The organism is Albirhodobacter sp. R86504 (assembly GCF_042466415.1).
GTDB lineage: Bacteria > Pseudomonadota > Alphaproteobacteria > Rhodobacterales > Rhodobacteraceae > Albirhodobacter.
This window is the reverse complement of sequence record NZ_JAXHCH010000002.1, coordinates 349,545-366,447: the sequence shown is the minus strand read 5'-3', so window position 1 is coordinate 366,447 and position 16,903 is coordinate 349,545. Positions and strand designations below refer to the sequence as shown.

The 16,903-nt window shown below is 59.1% G+C and carries 17 protein-coding genes and 1 tRNA gene; 12 read left to right on the top strand and 6 right to left on the bottom strand.

Annotation, left to right across the window (positions count from 1 at the left end; translation table 11 throughout):
* Positions 1 to 19 precede the first annotated feature (19 nt).
* The 3 genes from SJY32_RS03830 to ychF all read right to left on the bottom strand — a co-directional run bounded on the left by SJY32_RS03830 (position 20) and on the right by ychF (position 3,698).
* Positions 20 to 1,768 carry a helicase-related protein gene (locus tag SJY32_RS03830; RefSeq protein WP_376871802.1) on the bottom strand — a complete coding sequence of 583 codons (1,749 nt, stop codon included), beginning with the start codon at positions 1,766 to 1,768 and terminating at the stop codon, positions 20 to 22.
* A 407-nt stretch (positions 1,769 to 2,175) separates the two neighbouring features.
* Positions 2,176 to 2,265, bottom strand: a tRNA-Ser gene (locus tag SJY32_RS03825).
* Positions 2,266 to 2,600: 335 nt separating this feature from the next.
* Positions 2,601 to 3,698, bottom strand: coding sequence for a redox-regulated ATPase YchF (gene ychF, locus SJY32_RS03820; protein WP_376871800.1), 1,098 nt, complete (start codon positions 3,696 to 3,698; stop codon positions 2,601 to 2,603).
* 165 nt (positions 3,699 to 3,863) lie between these two features.
* On the opposite strand from ychF, the gene trpA reads away from it, so the two are divergent.
* From trpA to SJY32_RS03795, 5 genes are all read left to right on the top strand, one after another.
* Positions 3,864 to 4,655 (top strand): tryptophan synthase subunit alpha, encoded by a 792-nt coding sequence (trpA, locus tag SJY32_RS03815; protein ID WP_376871797.1) that lies wholly within the window; start codon positions 3,864 to 3,866, stop codon positions 4,653 to 4,655.
* A gap of 168 nt (positions 4,656 to 4,823) precedes the next feature.
* Positions 4,824 to 5,987 (top strand): L-lactate dehydrogenase, encoded by a 1,164-nt coding sequence (locus tag SJY32_RS03810; RefSeq protein WP_376871795.1) that lies wholly within the window; start codon positions 4,824 to 4,826, stop codon positions 5,985 to 5,987.
* 161 nt (positions 5,988 to 6,148) lie between these two features.
* Entirely contained in the window at positions 6,149 to 6,766 is a 618-nt protein-coding gene (locus tag SJY32_RS03805) for a 50S ribosomal protein L25/general stress protein Ctc (RefSeq protein WP_376871792.1), read from the top strand.
* Positions 6,767 to 6,923: 157 nt separating this feature from the next.
* On the top strand, positions 6,924 to 7,673 hold the full coding sequence (gene pth / locus SJY32_RS03800) for an aminoacyl-tRNA hydrolase (protein ID WP_376871790.1): 750 nt from the start codon (positions 6,924 to 6,926) through the stop codon (positions 7,671 to 7,673).
* An 83-nt stretch (positions 7,674 to 7,756) separates the two neighbouring features.
* Complete coding sequence (locus tag SJY32_RS03795) at positions 7,757 to 8,137, top strand: DUF2237 family protein (RefSeq protein WP_376871788.1); 381 nt, start codon at positions 7,757 to 7,759, stop codon at positions 8,135 to 8,137.
* A 32-nt stretch (positions 8,138 to 8,169) separates the two neighbouring features.
* Here the strand turns inward: SJY32_RS03795 and irrA are convergent, their stop codons facing one another.
* The gene (gene irrA / locus SJY32_RS03790) at positions 8,170 to 8,616 is read right to left on the bottom strand and encodes an iron response transcriptional regulator IrrA (RefSeq protein WP_376871787.1); all 447 of its coding nucleotides are present in this window, start codon (positions 8,614 to 8,616) and stop codon (positions 8,170 to 8,172) included.
* Between the two features lie 153 nt (positions 8,617 to 8,769).
* Between irrA and fabA the strand changes: the two genes are divergently transcribed.
* The 4 genes from fabA to SJY32_RS03770 all read left to right on the top strand — a co-directional run bounded on the left by fabA (position 8,770) and on the right by SJY32_RS03770 (position 12,371).
* Complete coding sequence (fabA, locus tag SJY32_RS03785) at positions 8,770 to 9,279, top strand: bifunctional 3-hydroxydecanoyl-ACP dehydratase/trans-2-decenoyl-ACP isomerase (protein ID WP_376871786.1); 510 nt, start codon at positions 8,770 to 8,772, stop codon at positions 9,277 to 9,279.
* A 71-nt stretch (positions 9,280 to 9,350) separates the two neighbouring features.
* Positions 9,351 to 10,580 carry a beta-ketoacyl-ACP synthase I gene (gene fabB, locus SJY32_RS03780; protein ID WP_376871785.1) on the top strand — a complete coding sequence of 410 codons (1,230 nt, stop codon included), beginning with the start codon at positions 9,351 to 9,353 and terminating at the stop codon, positions 10,578 to 10,580.
* A gap of 8 nt (positions 10,581 to 10,588) precedes the next feature.
* Positions 10,589 to 11,377 (top strand): enoyl-ACP reductase, encoded by a 789-nt coding sequence (locus SJY32_RS03775; RefSeq protein ID WP_376871784.1) that lies wholly within the window; start codon positions 10,589 to 10,591, stop codon positions 11,375 to 11,377.
* 148 nt (positions 11,378 to 11,525) lie between these two features.
* Positions 11,526 to 12,371 (top strand): alpha/beta fold hydrolase, encoded by an 846-nt coding sequence (locus SJY32_RS03770; protein WP_376871782.1) that lies wholly within the window; start codon positions 11,526 to 11,528, stop codon positions 12,369 to 12,371.
* 7 nt (positions 12,372 to 12,378) lie between these two features.
* On the opposite strand, the gene SJY32_RS03765 is transcribed toward SJY32_RS03770, so the two are convergent.
* Complete coding sequence (locus SJY32_RS03765; protein WP_376871780.1) at positions 12,379 to 12,855, bottom strand: dihydrofolate reductase; 477 nt, start codon at positions 12,853 to 12,855, stop codon at positions 12,379 to 12,381.
* A gap of 2 nt (positions 12,856 to 12,857) precedes the next feature.
* Positions 12,858 to 13,691: a thymidylate synthase gene (locus SJY32_RS03760; RefSeq protein WP_376871778.1), complete on the bottom strand. Its 834-nt coding sequence runs from the start codon at positions 13,689 to 13,691 to the stop codon at positions 12,858 to 12,860.
* A 259-nt stretch (positions 13,692 to 13,950) separates the two neighbouring features.
* Between SJY32_RS03760 and SJY32_RS03755 the strand changes: the two genes are divergently transcribed.
* The 3 genes from SJY32_RS03755 to SJY32_RS03745 all read left to right on the top strand — a co-directional run bounded on the left by SJY32_RS03755 (position 13,951) and on the right by SJY32_RS03745 (position 16,821).
* Positions 13,951 to 14,892, top strand: coding sequence for a thymidylate synthase (locus tag SJY32_RS03755; protein WP_376871775.1), 942 nt, complete (start codon positions 13,951 to 13,953; stop codon positions 14,890 to 14,892).
* A 31-nt stretch (positions 14,893 to 14,923) separates the two neighbouring features.
* The gene (locus SJY32_RS03750; RefSeq protein ID WP_376871773.1) at positions 14,924 to 16,333 is read left to right on the top strand and encodes a surface lipoprotein assembly modifier; all 1,410 of its coding nucleotides are present in this window, start codon (positions 14,924 to 14,926) and stop codon (positions 16,331 to 16,333) included.
* 65 nt (positions 16,334 to 16,398) lie between these two features.
* Positions 16,399 to 16,821 (top strand): VOC family protein, encoded by a 423-nt coding sequence (locus SJY32_RS03745; protein WP_376871771.1) that lies wholly within the window; start codon positions 16,399 to 16,401, stop codon positions 16,819 to 16,821.
* Positions 16,822 to 16,903 lie beyond the last annotated feature (82 nt).

Sequence of the window (16,903 nt, the reverse complement as noted above, 5' to 3'; positions counted from 1 at the left end):
ACCCATCCGGATCTTGCATCTATGTCGCCGGCGTCCCGATGCTTCTTGCAGGTCTCGAAGATCGCCTCACGGCTGGCGAACTTCTCATCGCCCCAGTCGATGTCGTCGAAGCCGAGGAGTGTGTACGGCCGTTACGCTGCTGGAACCGCAGCAGAGACCATGGCAGATCAAAATGGATAAGGCGGTGACACTGGAAGTGCAGGTTGAGTCCTTCTGACGCCATGTCCGAGGCGATCATTATTCGGATCGGGGACTTTTCTTGCCCGAAAGCGTCGATCACTTCCTGGGTACGGACGTCCGCTTCGACGCTTCCACCGTCGACGCGAGCCACTTGACTCTCAGATAGGCCAAGATCCTCCTGCAGGCGCTCTGCTAGCCACGAAACGGTGGCGATGCGTTCCGAGAAAATAACGATCCGATCCCGCGGCGCCTTTCCTGTCCATCGCAGATCCTGCAGCATCTGCAGAAGGTCCTGATACTTTCGAAAAACTCCCGTATTAATCGCCGCGACTTGATCGGCGAGGCTTTGGAGCCAATTCCTGTCCTCTGCGCTCCCCCGGGCGGTCCCATTGTCGATCCCTCGGATGCGCCGATCGAGTGTTTCAAGACACGCGGCTGGGCTCGAGAAAATCGCCTTGGCGAGCGTGGTCCGGAAGAGGTCGATGGCGCGCCCACGGGTCGACTGCTCATCGAGGTCGAGATGCAACTCAGCGATTGCATGATAGGCTATTTCCTCTTCGGCGCTGAGCGGGAAGTTTCTTCGTATCAACTCCCGCTTCGGCACCTGCTGTCCGATATCAGCGGCTACGTTTTTATCGGACCGAAATCGTCTGACCACCAGATCTTCGATGTCAGAGCGGCGCAACTTTGTCGGGTCCGGAACGCGCGTAGGGTCCAGCATCTCTATAAGGCTAGCGAAACTCTCTTGCGACCCGTCATGGGGCGTTGCGGTCAACAAAAGCAGAGAGTCAGTCCGCCGGGAGAGAAGCTGCGCCAACTCCGCTCGTTGAGAGTTCGCCCCCGCAGCGGCTTTCCGAACCGCTGCGTTATGCGCCTCGTCGATGATGATCAGGTCCCAATACGAATGCTTGATCGCGTCTCGAATTTGGCCGTCCCGCTTCAAAGTGTCAATCGATACGATGGACCGATCAAACTGGTCGAAAACATTGAAATGGGCGGGGATCCGGTTCCGTATACGCCGGATCGCAGCGCTGTCCAATCGAGACAGTGGGATCGAAAACCGAGTCCAGAACTCCTTCTGAAACTGAGTGAGCATCGCCCGAGTTGTAACGACCAAAATCCGGTCAGCCCTCCCCCGTAGCGCCAATTCAGAAGTGATCAGCCCAGCTTCAAGGGTTTTCCCAAGGCCGACGTCATCGGCGATTAGTAACCGCACCCGATCTTGGGCCAGCGCCCGTTTCACGGGCAGATGTTGAAAGGAAAGATCATCTATCGCGGCGCGACCAAGAGTGAGCGGCTGACGGGTGGTGGTTGGCGTATTCCGGAAGGCGGCCTCCAGATGCAACTTGGTGTCGATCAAACCAGAGTACGCGTCTGGGACAAGCGCGATTGAGGCAGGATCGAGAATGCGGGCACCCTTTTCCAATTCCCACACGAAACGGGCTTCTTTGTCTCGAACTATGCCTGACAAGCCGCGACAATGAATTTCGCGATAACCACGTTTGAGTGCTGAGGTGCGCAGTACTTTCCATTTAGCTGAACGCAAAGCGATCACAGCACCGGGCTGAGGAATAGACGTCATGTTCATACCAGCCAGCTCACCAACATTCTAAAAAATCAAACATTATAATAGCTTATCGTTGACACATTCGAAAACTGCCTTCGCGAAAAAAATCGAGCTAAATCTGAATTGCAGGCAGTGCCCACGCCTTGACACCTAACTGCAAAATTCAATTCGACCGGAGTACGATTAATGCGACGGTGCTGAAATCGAAACCTAGGACAGACACTATCGTAAACACGATGAACTACAATAAGTTATCAACCTGTTCATCATAAGGCGCGAGTCATCAGGTTCAGAGAAAATTGAGCCCAAGAGAACACATTTCCTTCAGTTGGCGCTGGGCTAGGTCAATAGGCCACGTCAAATAACGTCCAAATACTCTGGGAAAATCCAAACAAATGTGGATCAAGAGAGCCTGCTTGAATGGTAAATGGCGGAGCCGAAGGGATTCGAACCCTCGAGACCCTTCCGGGCCTGCACCCTTAGCAGGGGTGTGCCTTCGACCACTCGGCCACAGCTCCGTTGACCCGTTTAGCGATGGTCGCGGGGGGGGGCAAGCGGAAAAATCCTCAAAAATCGGGGGAATGACGGATTCTCGTTTTTGACTTTTGATTTGCAAGGAGTGCGCGCCGATGCCGGGGTGGCGGAGGGGCTTGCGCGACGCTCTCTTGCTGCGTCAGGCCAAAGCCTTGCGTACCAAAGACACGATCTGCGCGCATCCCGAGCGACGCGGGGCCTAAGCCCGAAGCGCTCCCTCGTCTTAATGGCGCGCCTGAACGCGCAACGCCCGCAGCTGGGGTTGCTGCGGGCGTTTTAGGGATTTCAAAAGGTTAGAGACCTGTCGCGCGGGGGGCGATCAAGCGTTGAACAAGAAATGCAACACATCGCCATCTTTGACGAGATAGGTTTTGCCCTCAACGCGGAACTTGCCCGCCTCCTTGGCACCCGCCTCGCCTTTTCCGGCAACGTAATCGTCATATGCAATGGTTTCGGCCCGGATGAAGCCACGCTCAAAATCGCCGTGGATGACGCCCGCCGCGCCCGGCGCGAGGGTACCTGCCGTGATCGTCCAGGCGCGCGCCTCTTTCGGGCCGACGGTGAAGTAGGTTTGCAATCCGAGCAATTCGTAGCCAGCGCGGATCAAACGATCCAAGCCCGCCTCCTCCAAGCCCATTTCGCCCAAGAACATCTCTGCTTCCTCGGCGTCGAGCTGCGAGATTTCTTCTTCGATTTTGGCGGAAATAACCACCATACCCGCGCCCTGCCGCGCCGCCATTTCCGCCACAGCGGCGGATTTGGAATTGCCCTTGGCCGCGTTTTCTTCCTCGACGTTGCACACGAACAAAACCGGCTTCGAAGTCAAAAGCTGCAACATATCCCATTGCTTGCGCTCATCGGCGGCAATGGTGACAGTGCGCGCGGGCTTGCCATCTTCCAAAGCGGCCAAGGCGCGTTTGAGCAGCGCCTCCTGCTCTGCCGCCTCTTTATCCCCGCCACGGATCTTGCGCGTCAGGTTCGCCATCCGCTTTTCGATCAATTCCATATCCGCGATCATGAGTTCGGTCTCGATCGTCTCCGCATCTGCGACCGGATCAACCTGCCCCTCAACATGGGTGACATCATCATCCTCAAAACACCGAAGCACATGCGCGATCGCATCCGTCTCGCGGATATTGGCGAGGAACTGGTTGCCCAAGCCCTCCCCTTTCGACGCACCCTTTACGAGGCCTGCGATATCGACGAACGTCATCCGCGTCGGAATAATCGTTTTGGATCCAGCGATTTGCGCCAACACGTCGAGCCGCGCATCGGGCACTGCGACCTCACCGACATTCGGCTCGATCGTGCAGAAAGGGAAATTGGCCGCCTGCGCGGCGGCGGTTTTGGTCAGCGCATTAAACAGCGTCGATTTGCCGACATTCGGCAGGCCGACGATCCCCATTTTAAAGCCCATGATATATCCCTCTCGAATTTGCTTGGCGCCTCATACGCGCAAGGCGGCCTTCTGGCAAGCTGGCGCCACTCGAACAGCCGCATTTGCGCGGCCGGTGGCCCTATCTGCCTTGATTTTCCCGTCCCCGTGTCGCACACCGCTCATAAGACATTTAAAGGAATTGCCATGACACGGATCGACGCCAAATTCGCAGCTCTCAAATCCGAGGGCAAAAAGGCTTTTGTTGCCTACATCATGGCGGGCGATCCCGATCTCGCGACATCGCTGGACGTGATGAAAGGGATGCCGGCGGCGGGCGTCGACATCATCGAACTGGGCCTGCCCTTTACCGACCCGATGGCAGATGGTGAAACCATCCAGCTGGCCGGCCAGCGCGCATTGGATGGCGGCCAGACCCTGAAAAAGACGCTCGAAATGGCGACAGAGTTCCGCAAGGGCGATGACACGACACCGATCGTGATGATGGGCTACTACAACCCTATCTACTCGCACGGCGTGGAGCGGTTTCTTGCGGACGCCAAAGCGGCGGGGATTGACGGGCTTATCGTCGTTGACCTGCCGCCCGAAGAAGATTCCGAGCTTTGCTTGCCTGCGCAAGCGGCGGGGATCAATTTTATCCGCCTCGCCACCCCGACCACGGATGACAAGCGCCTTCCAAAGGTTCTGCAAAACACCTCAGGCTTCGTGTATTACGTCTCGGTAACGGGCATCACGGGCGCGGCGGCGGCGCAGGCGAACGATGTGGCCCCGGAAGTGGCGCGCATTAAGGCGAAAACTGATTTGCCGGTGATCGTCGGTTTCGGGATCACCACCCCCGAGGCGGCCCAAACCATCGCCAGTGTTGCGGATGGCTGCGTTGTTGGCTCGGCGATTGTGAAACAGATAGGTGAGGGCAAATCGCCCGCAGACGTCCTCGAAACGGTTCGCGCCTTGGCGGCTGGCGCGCACAGGGCTTAACGCGCCCCATGCAAGCTCGTGGTCGAGGGGCAGATGACCTCTCGACCGCAACCGCCCCTGTCCTTGAGACATGGCAAGATCTTTGGGACGTGGCGAGCAACAAGACCGTTTGATTTTCCGCGTCGGGATTGGTAACATTTTATAACCAATCCTAGCGAGGGACTTCCAATGGCCGTGATCACCTCAATCGATGACCTCAAGCGCCTGCACAAAAAGCGCACGCCAAAGATGTTCTTTGACTACGCCGAAAGTGGTTCCTACACCGAACAAACCTTCCGCGATAATACGACCGACTTCGCCAAAATCCGCCTGCGCCAGAAGGTTGCGGTGGATATGTCGGGCCGCTCGACCGCGAGCAAAATGGCCGGACAGCCCGTCGCGATGCCCGTCGCCCTCGCCCCGATCGGACTTTGCGGGATGCAGCGCGCAGACGGCGAGATCAAAGCCGCCCGCGCGGCAGCACAATTCGGCGTGCCCTTCACCCTCTCGACCATGTCGATTTGCTCTATCGAGGATGTCGGCGCCCATTGCCCCGACCCGTTCTGGTTCCAGCTCTATGTGATGAACGACAACGATTTCGTCGACGCAATCATCGAGCGCGCGAAGGCGGCGAACTGCTCGGCGCTGGTCCTGACTCTGGATCTGCAAATTCTCGGCCAACGCCACAAAGATCTCAAAAACGGCCTCTCCGCCCCGCCCAAACTGACCCTCCCCGTTATGATGGATATGGCCACAAAGCTGCGCTGGGGGATGGAGATGCTCGGCACGCCGCGGCGCGGGTTTGGCAACATCATCGGCCACGCGAAGGGCGTTGGCGATACCGCGAGCCTGATGTCATGGACGGCGGAACAATTCGACCCCAAACTCGACTGGGCGAAAATTGGCCGCATCCGCGATCAATGGGGCGGGAAACTGATCCTGAAAGGCATCCTCGACCCCGAGGACGCGCGGATCGCAGCCGATTTCGGGGCCGATGCGATAGTCGTATCCAATCACGGCGGGCGACAACTTGACGGCGCGCTCTCCTCGATCCGGATGCTGCCCTCGATTAAGGCGGCGGTGGGCGACAAGATCGAGGTCTGGCTCGATAGCGGCATCCGTTCGGGGCAAGATGTACTCAAGGCGCTGGCGCTGGGGGCGAGCGGCACGATGATCGGCCGCGCCTATCTGCACGGGCTGGGGGCTATGGGCGAGGCGGGCGTGACGCAAGCATTGCAGATTTTGCAAAAGGAACTGGACGTCACCATGGCGCTGTGCGGCGAGCGCAACGTGCAAGATCTGGGGCGCAGTAACCTCATGGTGCCAAACGGCTTCTTTGATCATTACAACTAACCCCTGAGCAAAACGACACCGCACGCGCCACAAACACTGCTCCGCCAAGGCGCGGCATCCCCATTTTCGCTTGCGATTCTCGTCATTCCCCCCTAAAGGCGACGCTTCATGGACCTGCACCCTTGGAGGAGGTCCTCAATTTGACCAAATGGAGATTACCAATGGCAAAAGAGATCGAAACGATCGAAGCCGTTGTGCGCACGGGGACAGGCAAGGGGGCCGCTCGCGCAGCACGTCGTGAGGGCTTCGTGCCCGGCATCGTTTATGGCGATGGCAAAGAGCCGCTCGCGCTCAACTTCGACTACAACAAGCTGCTGACGCGTCTGCGTAAGGGCCGTTTCATGTCGACGCTCTTCAACCTCAAAGTTGAAGGCCAAGAAGATGTACGCGTGATCTGCCGCGGCGTTCAAAAGGACGTTGTTCGCGATCTGCCGACGCATATCGACTTCATGCGCACCCGTCGCGCATCACGCATCGCGCTGTTCATCCATGTTGACTTCGAAAACCACGAAGCAGCACCGGGCCTCAAGCGCGGCGGCGTTCTGACGGTTGTCCGTCAAGAAGTTGAACTGGAAGTTCTCGCAGGCGAGATCCCGGATCACATCACGGTCGACCTGACCGGCAAAGACATCGGCGATGTGATCCACATCTCCGACGTGACCTTGCCGAACGGCGCGCGCCCGACGATCGACCGCGACTTCGTGATCGCCAACATCGCAGCTCCTTCGGGCCTGCGTTCGGCTGACAACGACGACGCAGAAGAAGCCGAAGCAGAGTAATCTGCGCGCGACGTCTGTAACCGCAATGGTTTGCGCGGGGCCCTTCGGGGCCCCGTTTGCATTCCAGATGCGCGATACATCCCGCCGATAAGCATTTGACCCGCCCGCCCCATGCGCCCTATGAGTAGCGCGTTCTTGATACCGCAGGAGACCCCGGATGAAACTCTTTGTTGGCTTGGGAAATCCCGGCGCGAAATATGCAGGAAACCGCCACAACATCGGCTTCATGGCGTTGGATCTGATCGCGCGCGATCACGGGTTTGGCCCTTGGCGCGCGAAATTCCAAGGGCAAGTCTGCGAGGGAACCGTAGGCGGCGAGAAGATCATCCTTCTCAAACCCGAAACCTTCATGAACAATTCAGGCCAATCGGTGACCGAGGCCGCGAGGTTCTACAAACTCACCCCGAACGAGATCACCGTTTTCCACGACGAGCTAGACCTCGCACCGTTTAAGTGCCGCGTGAAAACCGGCGGCGGCCATGCGGGGCACAACGGGCTGCGCTCGATCCATCAACATATCGGCGAGGCGTACCACCGCGTTCGGCTCGGGGTTGGACATCCGGGCCATAAAGACCGTGTGGCGGGATATGTCTTGCAAGATTTTGCGAAGGCGGAGCAAACACCGCTCGATGAAATGCTGCGCGGCCTGTCGGAAGGCGCCCCCGCACTCGCGTCAAACGATAGCGCGAAATTCCTCAACGCGGTGAGCCTGCGCACAAACCCGCCGCGCCCCAGCACCGGAAAACGCCCGCCGGAAACGCCTGTCGTCGCCGCCGAGCTCGACCGCGCGCCCGTCAGTAGAAAGCTAAGCGCATCGCCACGCCCCGTGCAACCTGCCGCCCCGAACCCTGACACCCCCGATACGCGCAGCGCTTTCGAGAAATTGGCCGACAAGTTTAGGCGGTAGCATCGAGAGGGCCCTGCCCCCGCACCCATTGCACCGCGCCCCGAGACATGATCAGATCACCCAACGCGACCAGTGAGGCCATCATGCAAGCAGATCCTTCTCTCAATATCTTGGGCGGCCCCCTCGCGATCTGTGGCCGTGATCCGTTAACCGGATATTTCCGGGACGGATCCTGCAATACCTGTGCGCAAGATCAAGGATCTCACACGGTATGCGCCGTGATGGACGAAGAATTCCTCGCCGTATCGCGTTATCTTGGGAATGATCTCACAACGCCGCGGCCCGAATTCGGATTTGCCGGCCTAAAGGCAGGGGACACGTGGTGTCTTTGTGCTGGCCGGTTCTTGCAAGCCCATAGTGAGGGATGCGCGCCGCAGATCAAGGCCGCGGCCACGCATCAGCGCGCGCTTGAGATCGTGCCGATTGAAATCTTGCTCGCTCATGCGGTGGATGTCGCGGGCTAAAGGGCGTCTTTGGGCTCTGCCGCAGGGCGCAATCAGCGCGCCTTCGGGCGCACGCGGATGACCACATCGACCCGAGAAATCTCCGCCCCTTCGGGCGCTTGCGGCAAACGCGCGATTTCCAGATCTTCCGCAGGCGCATCCGTCAACTTGGCGGTGTCTTCCCAGAAGAAGTGAGGGTGATCATCCAGCCGCGTGTCGAAATAGCTGCGCGCGCCATCGACGGTAATCTCATGGATCAAGCCGGCATCGCAAAACGCTTTGAGGGTGTTGTAGACCGTCGCGAGAGAGACCGCCTCGCCCGCGTCTTGTGCGGCGCCGAACAATCCTTCCGCGGTGACATGACGATCCCGCCCGTCGCCCACGAGCAATGTCGCGAGCGAAAGCCTTTGACGCGTGGGGCGCAAACCACCCGCACCAAGCCATGCCCGCACCCGTGCGGCCACGATCCGCGCTTCGTCTGTTTGTGCTACATTTCCCAAAGGGACTTGCCTCGCATTGCCATCAACAGACCAACTATAAACATCTCCGGCAGGAGAATTCAATCCGCAGCGCGCACCGCCTTACCCCAGCGACACTTGCCACCCATCACGCGCGGGTGATAGAGGGTAACAAAGAGATTTGAGGAGACATAAATGTCCGGCTATCCGACACGCTTCGAGCGGGAAGACCTTCTGAAATGCGCCCGCGGCGAGCTGTTTGGCCCAGGCAATGCGCAATTGCCTGCACCGCCGATGCTCATGATGGACCGCATCACCGAGATTTCCGGCGATGGCGGCGCGCATGGCAAGGGTCACGTGATTGCAGAATTCGACATCACCCCCGATCTGTGGTTCTTCGACTGCCATTTCCCAGGCAACCCGATCATGCCAGGCTGCCTCGGGCTTGATGGCCTTTGGCAGTTGACGGGCTTCAACCTCGGTTGGCGGGGATGGCAGGGTCGCGGATATGCGCTGGGTGTCGGTGAGGTCAAGCTCACAGGCATGGTGCGCCCCGATCGTAAGATGCTGACCTATAAGATCGATTTCACCAAAGCGATCCAAACGCGCCGCCTGACCATGGGTGTTGCCGATGGGATCGTTGAGGCGGATGGCGAGGTCATCTACATCGTGAAAGATATGAAAGTGGCCCTCTCCGAGAGCTGATTGGCGCCTAAATTCGCCCCCAATTTCCGGCCCGCGCAGGACGCGAGGGCCTTTGCATAAAGGAGCCGCCTATGCGCCGCGTCGTCATTACCGGTCTCGGGATCATCTCACCCATCGGCAACAATGCCGAAGAAGTCACAGCCTCGCTCAAAGCGGGCAAATCCGGCATCGTTGCCGCGCCGACCTACGCCGAGCACGGCTTCCGCAGCCAGATCCACGGCATGCCACAAATCACGGTCGAAGATCACATCGATAAGCGCAACATGCGCTTCATGGGAAAAGGCGCCGCCTATAATTTCCTCGCTATGGAACAGGCGATCGCAGATTCCGGCCTTGAAGATAAAGACATCTCCAACGAGCGCACCGGCATCATCATGGGGTCCGGTGGCCCGTCGACGACCAACCTGTTCGAAGCGCATAAAATCGTTATCGAGAAAGGCGCGCCAAAGCGTATGGGGCCATTCATGGTCACCCGCGGCATGTCCTCGACGAACTCGGCCTGTCTCGCAACCCCGTTCAAAATCAAGGGCGTGAACTACTCGATCACCTCCGCCTGCTCGACCTCCGCGCATTGCATCGGCAACGCGGCCGAGTTGATCCAGATGGGCAAGCAAGACGTCGTCTTTGCGGGCGGCGGCGAGGAACTCGATTGGACCTTGTCGTGCCTGTTCGACGCGATGGGTGCCATGTCGTCCAAATACAACGACACGCCAGAACTCGCCTCGCGCGCGTTCGATGCGAACCGTGACGGTTTCGTCATCGCGGGCGGCGGCGGCGTATTGGTTCTCGAAGAACTCGATCACGCTCTCGCACGCGGCGCGAAAATCTACGCCGAGCTCACGGGCTACGGCGCGACCTCCGACGGCCATGACATGGTTGCCCCTTCGGGCGAGGGTGGCGAGCGCTCGATGCGTCTCGCGATCTCGACTTTGGACAAGGATCGCAAGGTTTCCTACATCAACGCGCATGGCACATCGACGCCTGCGGGCGATGTAACGGAAGTGGAAGCTGTGCGCCGGATCTTTGGCGAAGGCAGCGTCCCGCCGATCTCCTCGACCAAATCCCTCACGGGGCATAGCTTGGGCGCGACGGGTGTTCATGAGGCCGTTTACTCGCTCCTGATGATGCAATCGGGCTTCATCACCGCGTCGAAAAACGTGTTTGATCTCGACCCCGCCATCCGCCCTGAAGAGATCGCGACCACCCGCGTCGATAATGTTGACTTCGATAGCATCCTTTCCAACTCATTCGGGTTCGGTGGCACCAATGCCTCCCTCCTGATGAGCAAATATCACGGGTAATCAGACAAATGGCTGATCTTATGAAGGGCAAGCGGGGCCTTGTGATGGGCGTCGCGAATGAGCGATCCATCGCTTGGGGCATCGCGTCGGCTTTGGCGGCCGAGGGGGCTGAACTCGCGTTTTCCTATCAGGGCGACGCGTTTGGTAAACGGGTCGAACCGCTCGCCGCATCTGTGGGGTCCGATTTTCTGGTTGATGTCGACGTCACGAATCCGGCGTCGATGGATGCAGCCTTTGCCGCGCTGAAAGATCGTTGGGGCACGATTGATTTCGTGGTCCACGCGATTGCCTTCGCGGATAAGGCCGAGTTGGCGGGCCGGTTCAAGGATACCGCGCGCGAAAACTTCAAAGTCGCGCTCGACATTTCGTGCTATTCCTTCATCGACGTTGCCAATCGCGCCGCGGATTTGATGCCGGACGGCGGCTCGCTGATCACATTGACCTACGGCGGCTCCAACCGCGTAACGCCGTTTTACAACGTGATGGGCGTCGCGAAAGCGGCACTGGAGGCATCGGTGCGCTATCTCGCCAATGACCTCGGCCCGCAGGGCATTCGCGTCAACGCAGTCTCGCCGGGGCCGATGAAGACGCTAGCGGGCGCCGCAATTGGCGGTGCGCGCAAGACCTTCCGCCATACCGAAGCCAATGCGCCGATGCGTCAAAACGCAACGCTCGAGGCAGTCGGCGGCACGGCGGCGTGGCTGTGCTCGGACTATGGCAATTGCACCACTGGCGAGATCGTCACCGTCGATTGCGGCTATCATGTTTTGGGTATGCCGCAGTCCGAAAATATCTGACTCGAACGCTTACCGGCCCACCTTCCCGCCCCCTCCGCCACACGCGGTGGGGGCTTTTCACATCCCTTTGAACGCGTAAAGGCCCGCTTGCGCCGCTGTCCGCACCACGCCAAGATGGCGTAAGGGCGGCATCACTCAGGGATCACATATGGCACAGCCAAGCATTTTTACCGCTGACGACGGCGCGAGGATTGCCTATCGCGACTCTGGCGCAGGCGTGCCCGTGCTGGCCCTCTCCGGCCTCACGCGCACTGGCGCGGATTTCGATTACATCGCCCCCTACCTCGCCGGATACCGACTGATCCGCATGGATTATCGCGGGCGCGGCGGATCAGATTGGACCGGCGCTGACAGTTACACGGTTCCGCGCGAGGCGGCTGACGCCTTGCAATTGCTTGATCATTTGAGGATTGAGCAGGCCGCGATTTTGGGGACGTCGCGCGGCGGGCTGATCGGGATGTATCTCGCCGCGACAGCCAAGCCGCGGATGCTTGGCCTATGCCTCAACGACGTCGGGCCGGAGCTCGATTCCGCCGGCCTGCATAAAATCTTCGACTATCTCGGTCGCAACCCTGCCGCCAAGACCGCGCAAGAGCTTGCGGAGCGCCTGCCCAAGCTGATGAGCGGCTTTGCCAATGTGCCCCACAGCCGGTGGATGGAGGAGGTCGAGCGCCATTACACCGCAACGGACGCTGGTCTCAAAATCAATTATGATCCGAGCCTGCGCGAGAGTTTTCTTGCGGCGTTTCAAGGCGATGAGGTGCCAAGCGCATGGCCCTTGTTTGACGCCTGCGCCGGCCTGCCACTCGCGTTGATCCGCGGTGCAAATTCGGATTTATTGAGTGCCGAGACCGCCGGCAAAATGCGCACGCGGCGCCCCGACATGGGTTTTGCAGAAATTCCCGACCGTGCGCATATCCCGTTTCTTGACGAGCCGAACGCCGTCGCCTGCGTGCGTGCTTGGCTAGAGGCTTGCGCCGCGCGCAAGCCCTAGAGGCGGCTTACCCGCGCAAGTATTCGCACATGTGGCAGGCGGGATCTTGCGCGCGCAAGTCGCGTTGGTTGATCGCCGTCCATCCCTGCCCGTCGATCGACGGGAAGAACGTATCCGCGTCCTCAACACTGATCGCGACCTCGGAGATCAAAAGCCTGTGCGCAAGCGGCAGCATCTCGCGGTAAATCCGCGCGCCGCCGATGCCGTAAAGACGTTGATAGCCCTGATCATGGGCAATTTTGATCGCGGCCTCGATCGACGGGGCCACCGTTTCGGCCAGCGTGGGATCAGAAGACACCACGATATTCAGACGTTTTGGCAACGGCTTGACCGGCAAGCTTTCCCAAGTGTTGCGACCCATGATCAAGGCCCCGCCCAATGTCTCGCGTTGAAAGAACTTCAAATCTTCCGGCACATCCCAAGGGATCGTCCCTGAACGTCCGATAGCCCCGTTTTGCGCCCGTGCAACGATAAGTGTGATCATGGTTACACCGCCACCGGCGCGCGGATCGCGGGATCAGGATCATAGCCGATCACTTCGAAATCTTCATATTTGAACTCAAAAATCGAGGCGACATCGCGCTTGATCTTGATCTGCGGCAAGGGCTTGGGGCTGCGCGAGAGTTGCAAGTCGACCTGCTCCAAATGATTGGAATAGATATGTGCATCGCCCAAAGTATGCACGAAATCGCCCGGCTCGGTGCCCGTCACATGGGCGAGCATCAGCTGTAGCAAAGCATAGGAGGCGATGTTGAACGGCACCCCAAGGAACATATCGGCAGACCGTTGATACAGTTGCAAATGCAGCCGCCCGTTGAGCACGCGCACCTGCCACATCGTATGACACGGTGGCAAAGCCATGCGCGGCACATCCGCCGGATTCCACGCCGATACGATCAAACGGCGGCTGTCGGGGTTGGATTTGATCGTCTCGACAAGCTGCGCAATCTGGTCAATTCCTGTCCCGAAATAGAGCGGCTGGCCATCTTTATCCGCATCCGCAGGCACAAGCGCGGGGAAGGATCGCCACTGGTGCCCGTAAACCGGCCCCAAATCGCCGTTCTCGTCGGCCCATTCATCCCAAATGCTGACGCCATTCGCTTTCAGATAGCCGATGTTGGTATCGCCCGACAAAAACCACAAAAGCTCGTGTATGATCGATCGCAGGTGCAGCTTTTTGGTTGTGACCAACGGAAAGCCATCCTTCAACGGATAGCGCGATTGCAGACCGAAATACGAGAGGGTGCCGGTTCCAGTCCGATCCGCCGAAGGCTCGCCCTGTTCGAGCACAGTGCGTAGGGCCTCATGATACTGCTGCAATGTCCCGGTTCCTTCCCGTTTGCGCTCTCCGTATGGGATCGTTCATAGCCTCTTAGTGCTACAGTCTCAACGTGTTAGTGCTACAGTCTCAACGCGTATGATCACCCCTTCTGAGCTGCCATCGATCACGCACCAGCGCGATGCATCTTTCGATCCAAGCGGTGGCTTAACGGTCACACAGAAGTCACGACCGTTCACTATCCGTTGACTAAACCCCGCCGCATGGGCAGTCTTTCGCAAAAAGCCGAGGCGAGCAAATATGTTTAAGATTATCCCCCCATTGCTGTGTGTCATGACGTTTGCCGCTTGTAGCGGCGCTCCTGCGAGCTTTGTGCCCGATAGCGAGACGACGGATGAGGACACGACCGAAACCGTCACGGATGATGCCGTGCCCACGGATATCGCGAATGATCTTGAAGCGTATAGCTATCAAGACGGGACGTTGACGATCACTGGCCTTACGTTGGATTCAACACCTGAAACCGTGACTTACACCCGCACGGAATCCCTGGATGTTGAAGGGTTTGAGGCCTATTCAATTCAGGAAGATGCCCTTGACCGCATGTTTATCGGGTTAGCCGCCCAATCGTCGGACGGGGTTGTGTCGGCCGTGGTTGCCGGCGATGGTGGCCAGTTCAACAGGGTCTTCAACGGCGCGCTTTACACACGCAGCGGCGACTTCGACGCACCAGAAATCGGCACGGGGCCCGCAGCAGGTCAGGTATCCTACGCGGGGCGCTATGCAGGTCTTTGGAACGGTGGCGTCTCAGCGGGCGATACAACGAGCGTCTTGCTGCCCGTGCCGGTGCCGGAAGACGCCGACCTCTCGCTCTATCCAAATCAGGCCGCGCGGATCGAGGGCCAAGTCTTCCTCAACGCAAACTTCCAAAACGACTCCGTGAACGGCTCGATCTATGACCGCTCGATCGTGGATACCGGCCTCGCCCTGCCGACAATCGTTCTGGTCCCGACCGATATCGCAGAAGACGGCACTTTTGAAGGCGGTACGGAATGGGAAGACGAGACAGGCGTAGGGAGTTATGCCGGTGTCTTCGGGGGCGACAACGCGCAATGGGTCGCCGGCGGCATCTCGCTGACCAATGTCACGCCAGACATCGAAAACGAGCTCGAGCGCGGCGTGTTCATCTTGGAGCAATGCAACACCTCGACGGCCGCCGTCTGCGATAATGTGGCGCAGTAAGGCCGCCCGAAAGCCTGCGGTCAGTTGTTCCATGTTTCGACGGCTTCGACATCTGCTAACGGTCGCGGCCCTGCTCGCGCCCGCGCAGTTGGCGGCGCAGGTTGTGGATGTCTCGCAAGCCAGTCTCGCCCAACTCCAACGCGGCGCATCAGAAGCCTACGCGTCAGGCCAACGCGCCCAAGCGATGGCCCTGACGGAGGCCATTTTGGCGCGCGCGCCAGATGATGCGCTGGCCTTGTTTTTGCAAACAAAGCTCTGGTTTGAGGCACGCCCCACCCCGCTGTCGCAAGACGCTGCGCGCGTCACTGCGCGGCGAGCCTATGATGCGGCGCAGAGTAAGGTACAACGCTATGAGACCTCGGTTCTCGCAGCGAAAATCGCCGTTTCGCAGCAACGTTGGTTTGCCGCAAACGGCTGGACGCGTCTGTCGGCGTTAAACGCCCCAAACGCGCAGGCAAAAGCACAAGCCACTCAGGATCTTGCCACCGTGCAACAGATCAACCCGTGGCAGATCTCGGGCGGCTTTTCGATCCGTCCCTCGTCAAATGTGAACGGCGGATCAACCTCCGCCGAGAACCGCATTGAAGGGTTCACCGCCGTCGGCGTCCTCAGCACGGATGCGATGGCATTATCCGGTATTGAGGCCACGGCGAACCTCTCGGCCCATTACAGGATCGCAACGACCGAGACATCGCGCACCACCCTTGGCGCGTTGATCTGGACACGTCAGGTTGAACTCGACGGTGATCCGATGCGCGAGACGGTCGATCCGTCGACGGGCGGCACCCTGCGCGAACCGATAGAAAGTAGCGATTTCGCGGCCGTTTACCTGCGCCCCGAGATGAGCCACCTGCGAGAGACGAAGCTTGGCCGCGTGGAGGTTTCGGGCCATGTGTCGCGCTATTGGCAGGGCGGCGACGCGCTATGGACAGGCCGCGGGATATCGGGCCGCTTGGGATTTGGCCGCGACGTCAACTGGACGGTCTCCTCCAGTTTGGAGCATCGCCGTTACATCAACAGCCGCAAAGATACGCTATGGACCTTCGGCGTTGAGCGCGGCACGGAAATCTTTCAGGCAGGACACCTGCGCACGGGCGTGGTTTGGCTCACGCAGAATTCCACCTCTGCCAATACGCGCATGGAACGGTTGCGCGGGCGCGTCGGTTTCACGCCCAATTCACCGATTGCAGGTGTCTCACTCACCGCCGAAGTCTCTGCGCAACGATCTATCTACCGCGATTACAGTTTCCTCGGGATGCATCCCGACGGCGGTCGCCGTGACGACACAGTGGCGATGCGCGTCTCGATACGACGCGCCGACTGGTCCTTCGCGGGCGTGACGCCCGAATGGACGATCGAGACGAGCCGCACACGCAGCAACGTGAGCCGGTTTACCGGAGAGGAACTTGCCGCTGGCCTCGGTCTGCGAACAAAATTCTGACGGTTTGATCTCGGCGCGAGATAGCCTAAGTCTGATGCGATTGCGATCAATGCAAAGGGAAAGCAATGAAATATCTTCATACGATGGTACGCGTAAAAGATCTTGAGGCGTCGATGGCGTTCTTCCGTCTTTTGGGCTTGGAAGAAACGAAGCGGATGGACAATGAAAAGGGGCGGTTTTCCCTGATTTTCATGGCGCCCCCGAACCAACCCGATTGTCCAGTTGAGCTGACCTACAACTGGGATGGCGACGATGCCCTCCCCTCCGACAGCCGCCATTTCGGGCACCTCGCCTATGGGGTCGATAATATTTATGACACCTGCGCCCATCTCGCGGCAAATGGGGTGATCATCAACCGCCCTCCGCGGGACGGGCATATGGCGTTTGTCCGCTCGCCCGACAATATTTCGATTGAGCTTTTGCAAAACGGCGATGCTCTCGCTCCGCAGGAGCCTTGGGCGAGCATGGAAAACACAGGTCACTGGTAAGACCGCCGGTCACTGGTAAGCACTCGGCCCTCCGGTAAGACGTCGGGGGCTCTGGCAACACTTCGGGGCGCGGTTAAGACGA

What these genes read in the sequence shown, in the direction of transcription:
- SJY32_RS03810 (WP_376871795.1), top strand. Translation starts at nt 4,824, where the DNA reads ATGGCCGTGATCACCTCAATCGATGACCTCAAGCGCCTGCACAAAAAG.
- ychF (WP_376871800.1), bottom strand. Translation starts at nt 3,698, where the DNA reads ATGGGCTTTAAAATGGGGATCGTCGGCCTGCCGAATGTCGGCAAATCG.
- SJY32_RS03770 (WP_376871782.1), top strand. Translation starts at nt 11,526, where the DNA reads ATGGCACAGCCAAGCATTTTTACCGCTGACGACGGCGCGAGGATTGCC.
- SJY32_RS03765 (WP_376871780.1), bottom strand. Translation starts at nt 12,855, where the DNA reads ATGATCACACTTATCGTTGCACGGGCGCAAAACGGGGCTATCGGACGT.
- pth (WP_376871790.1), top strand. Translation starts at nt 6,924, where the DNA reads ATGAAACTCTTTGTTGGCTTGGGAAATCCCGGCGCGAAATATGCAGGA.
- SJY32_RS03775 (WP_376871784.1), top strand. Translation starts at nt 10,589, where the DNA reads ATGGCTGATCTTATGAAGGGCAAGCGGGGCCTTGTGATGGGCGTCGCG.
- SJY32_RS03755 (WP_376871775.1), top strand. Translation starts at nt 13,951, where the DNA reads ATGTTTAAGATTATCCCCCCATTGCTGTGTGTCATGACGTTTGCCGCT.
- fabB (WP_376871785.1), top strand. Translation starts at nt 9,351, where the DNA reads ATGCGCCGCGTCGTCATTACCGGTCTCGGGATCATCTCACCCATCGGC.
- SJY32_RS03795 (WP_376871788.1), top strand. Translation starts at nt 7,757, where the DNA reads ATGCAAGCAGATCCTTCTCTCAATATCTTGGGCGGCCCCCTCGCGATC.
- SJY32_RS03830 (WP_376871802.1), bottom strand. Translation starts at nt 1,768, where the DNA reads ATGAACATGACGTCTATTCCTCAGCCCGGTGCTGTGATCGCTTTGCGT.
- SJY32_RS03750 (WP_376871773.1), top strand. Translation starts at nt 14,924, where the DNA reads ATGTTTCGACGGCTTCGACATCTGCTAACGGTCGCGGCCCTGCTCGCG.
- SJY32_RS03745 (WP_376871771.1), top strand. Translation starts at nt 16,399, where the DNA reads ATGAAATATCTTCATACGATGGTACGCGTAAAAGATCTTGAGGCGTCG.
- fabA (WP_376871786.1), top strand. Translation starts at nt 8,770, where the DNA reads ATGTCCGGCTATCCGACACGCTTCGAGCGGGAAGACCTTCTGAAATGC.
- SJY32_RS03805 (WP_376871792.1), top strand. Translation starts at nt 6,149, where the DNA reads ATGGCAAAAGAGATCGAAACGATCGAAGCCGTTGTGCGCACGGGGACA.
- trpA (WP_376871797.1), top strand. Translation starts at nt 3,864, where the DNA reads ATGACACGGATCGACGCCAAATTCGCAGCTCTCAAATCCGAGGGCAAA.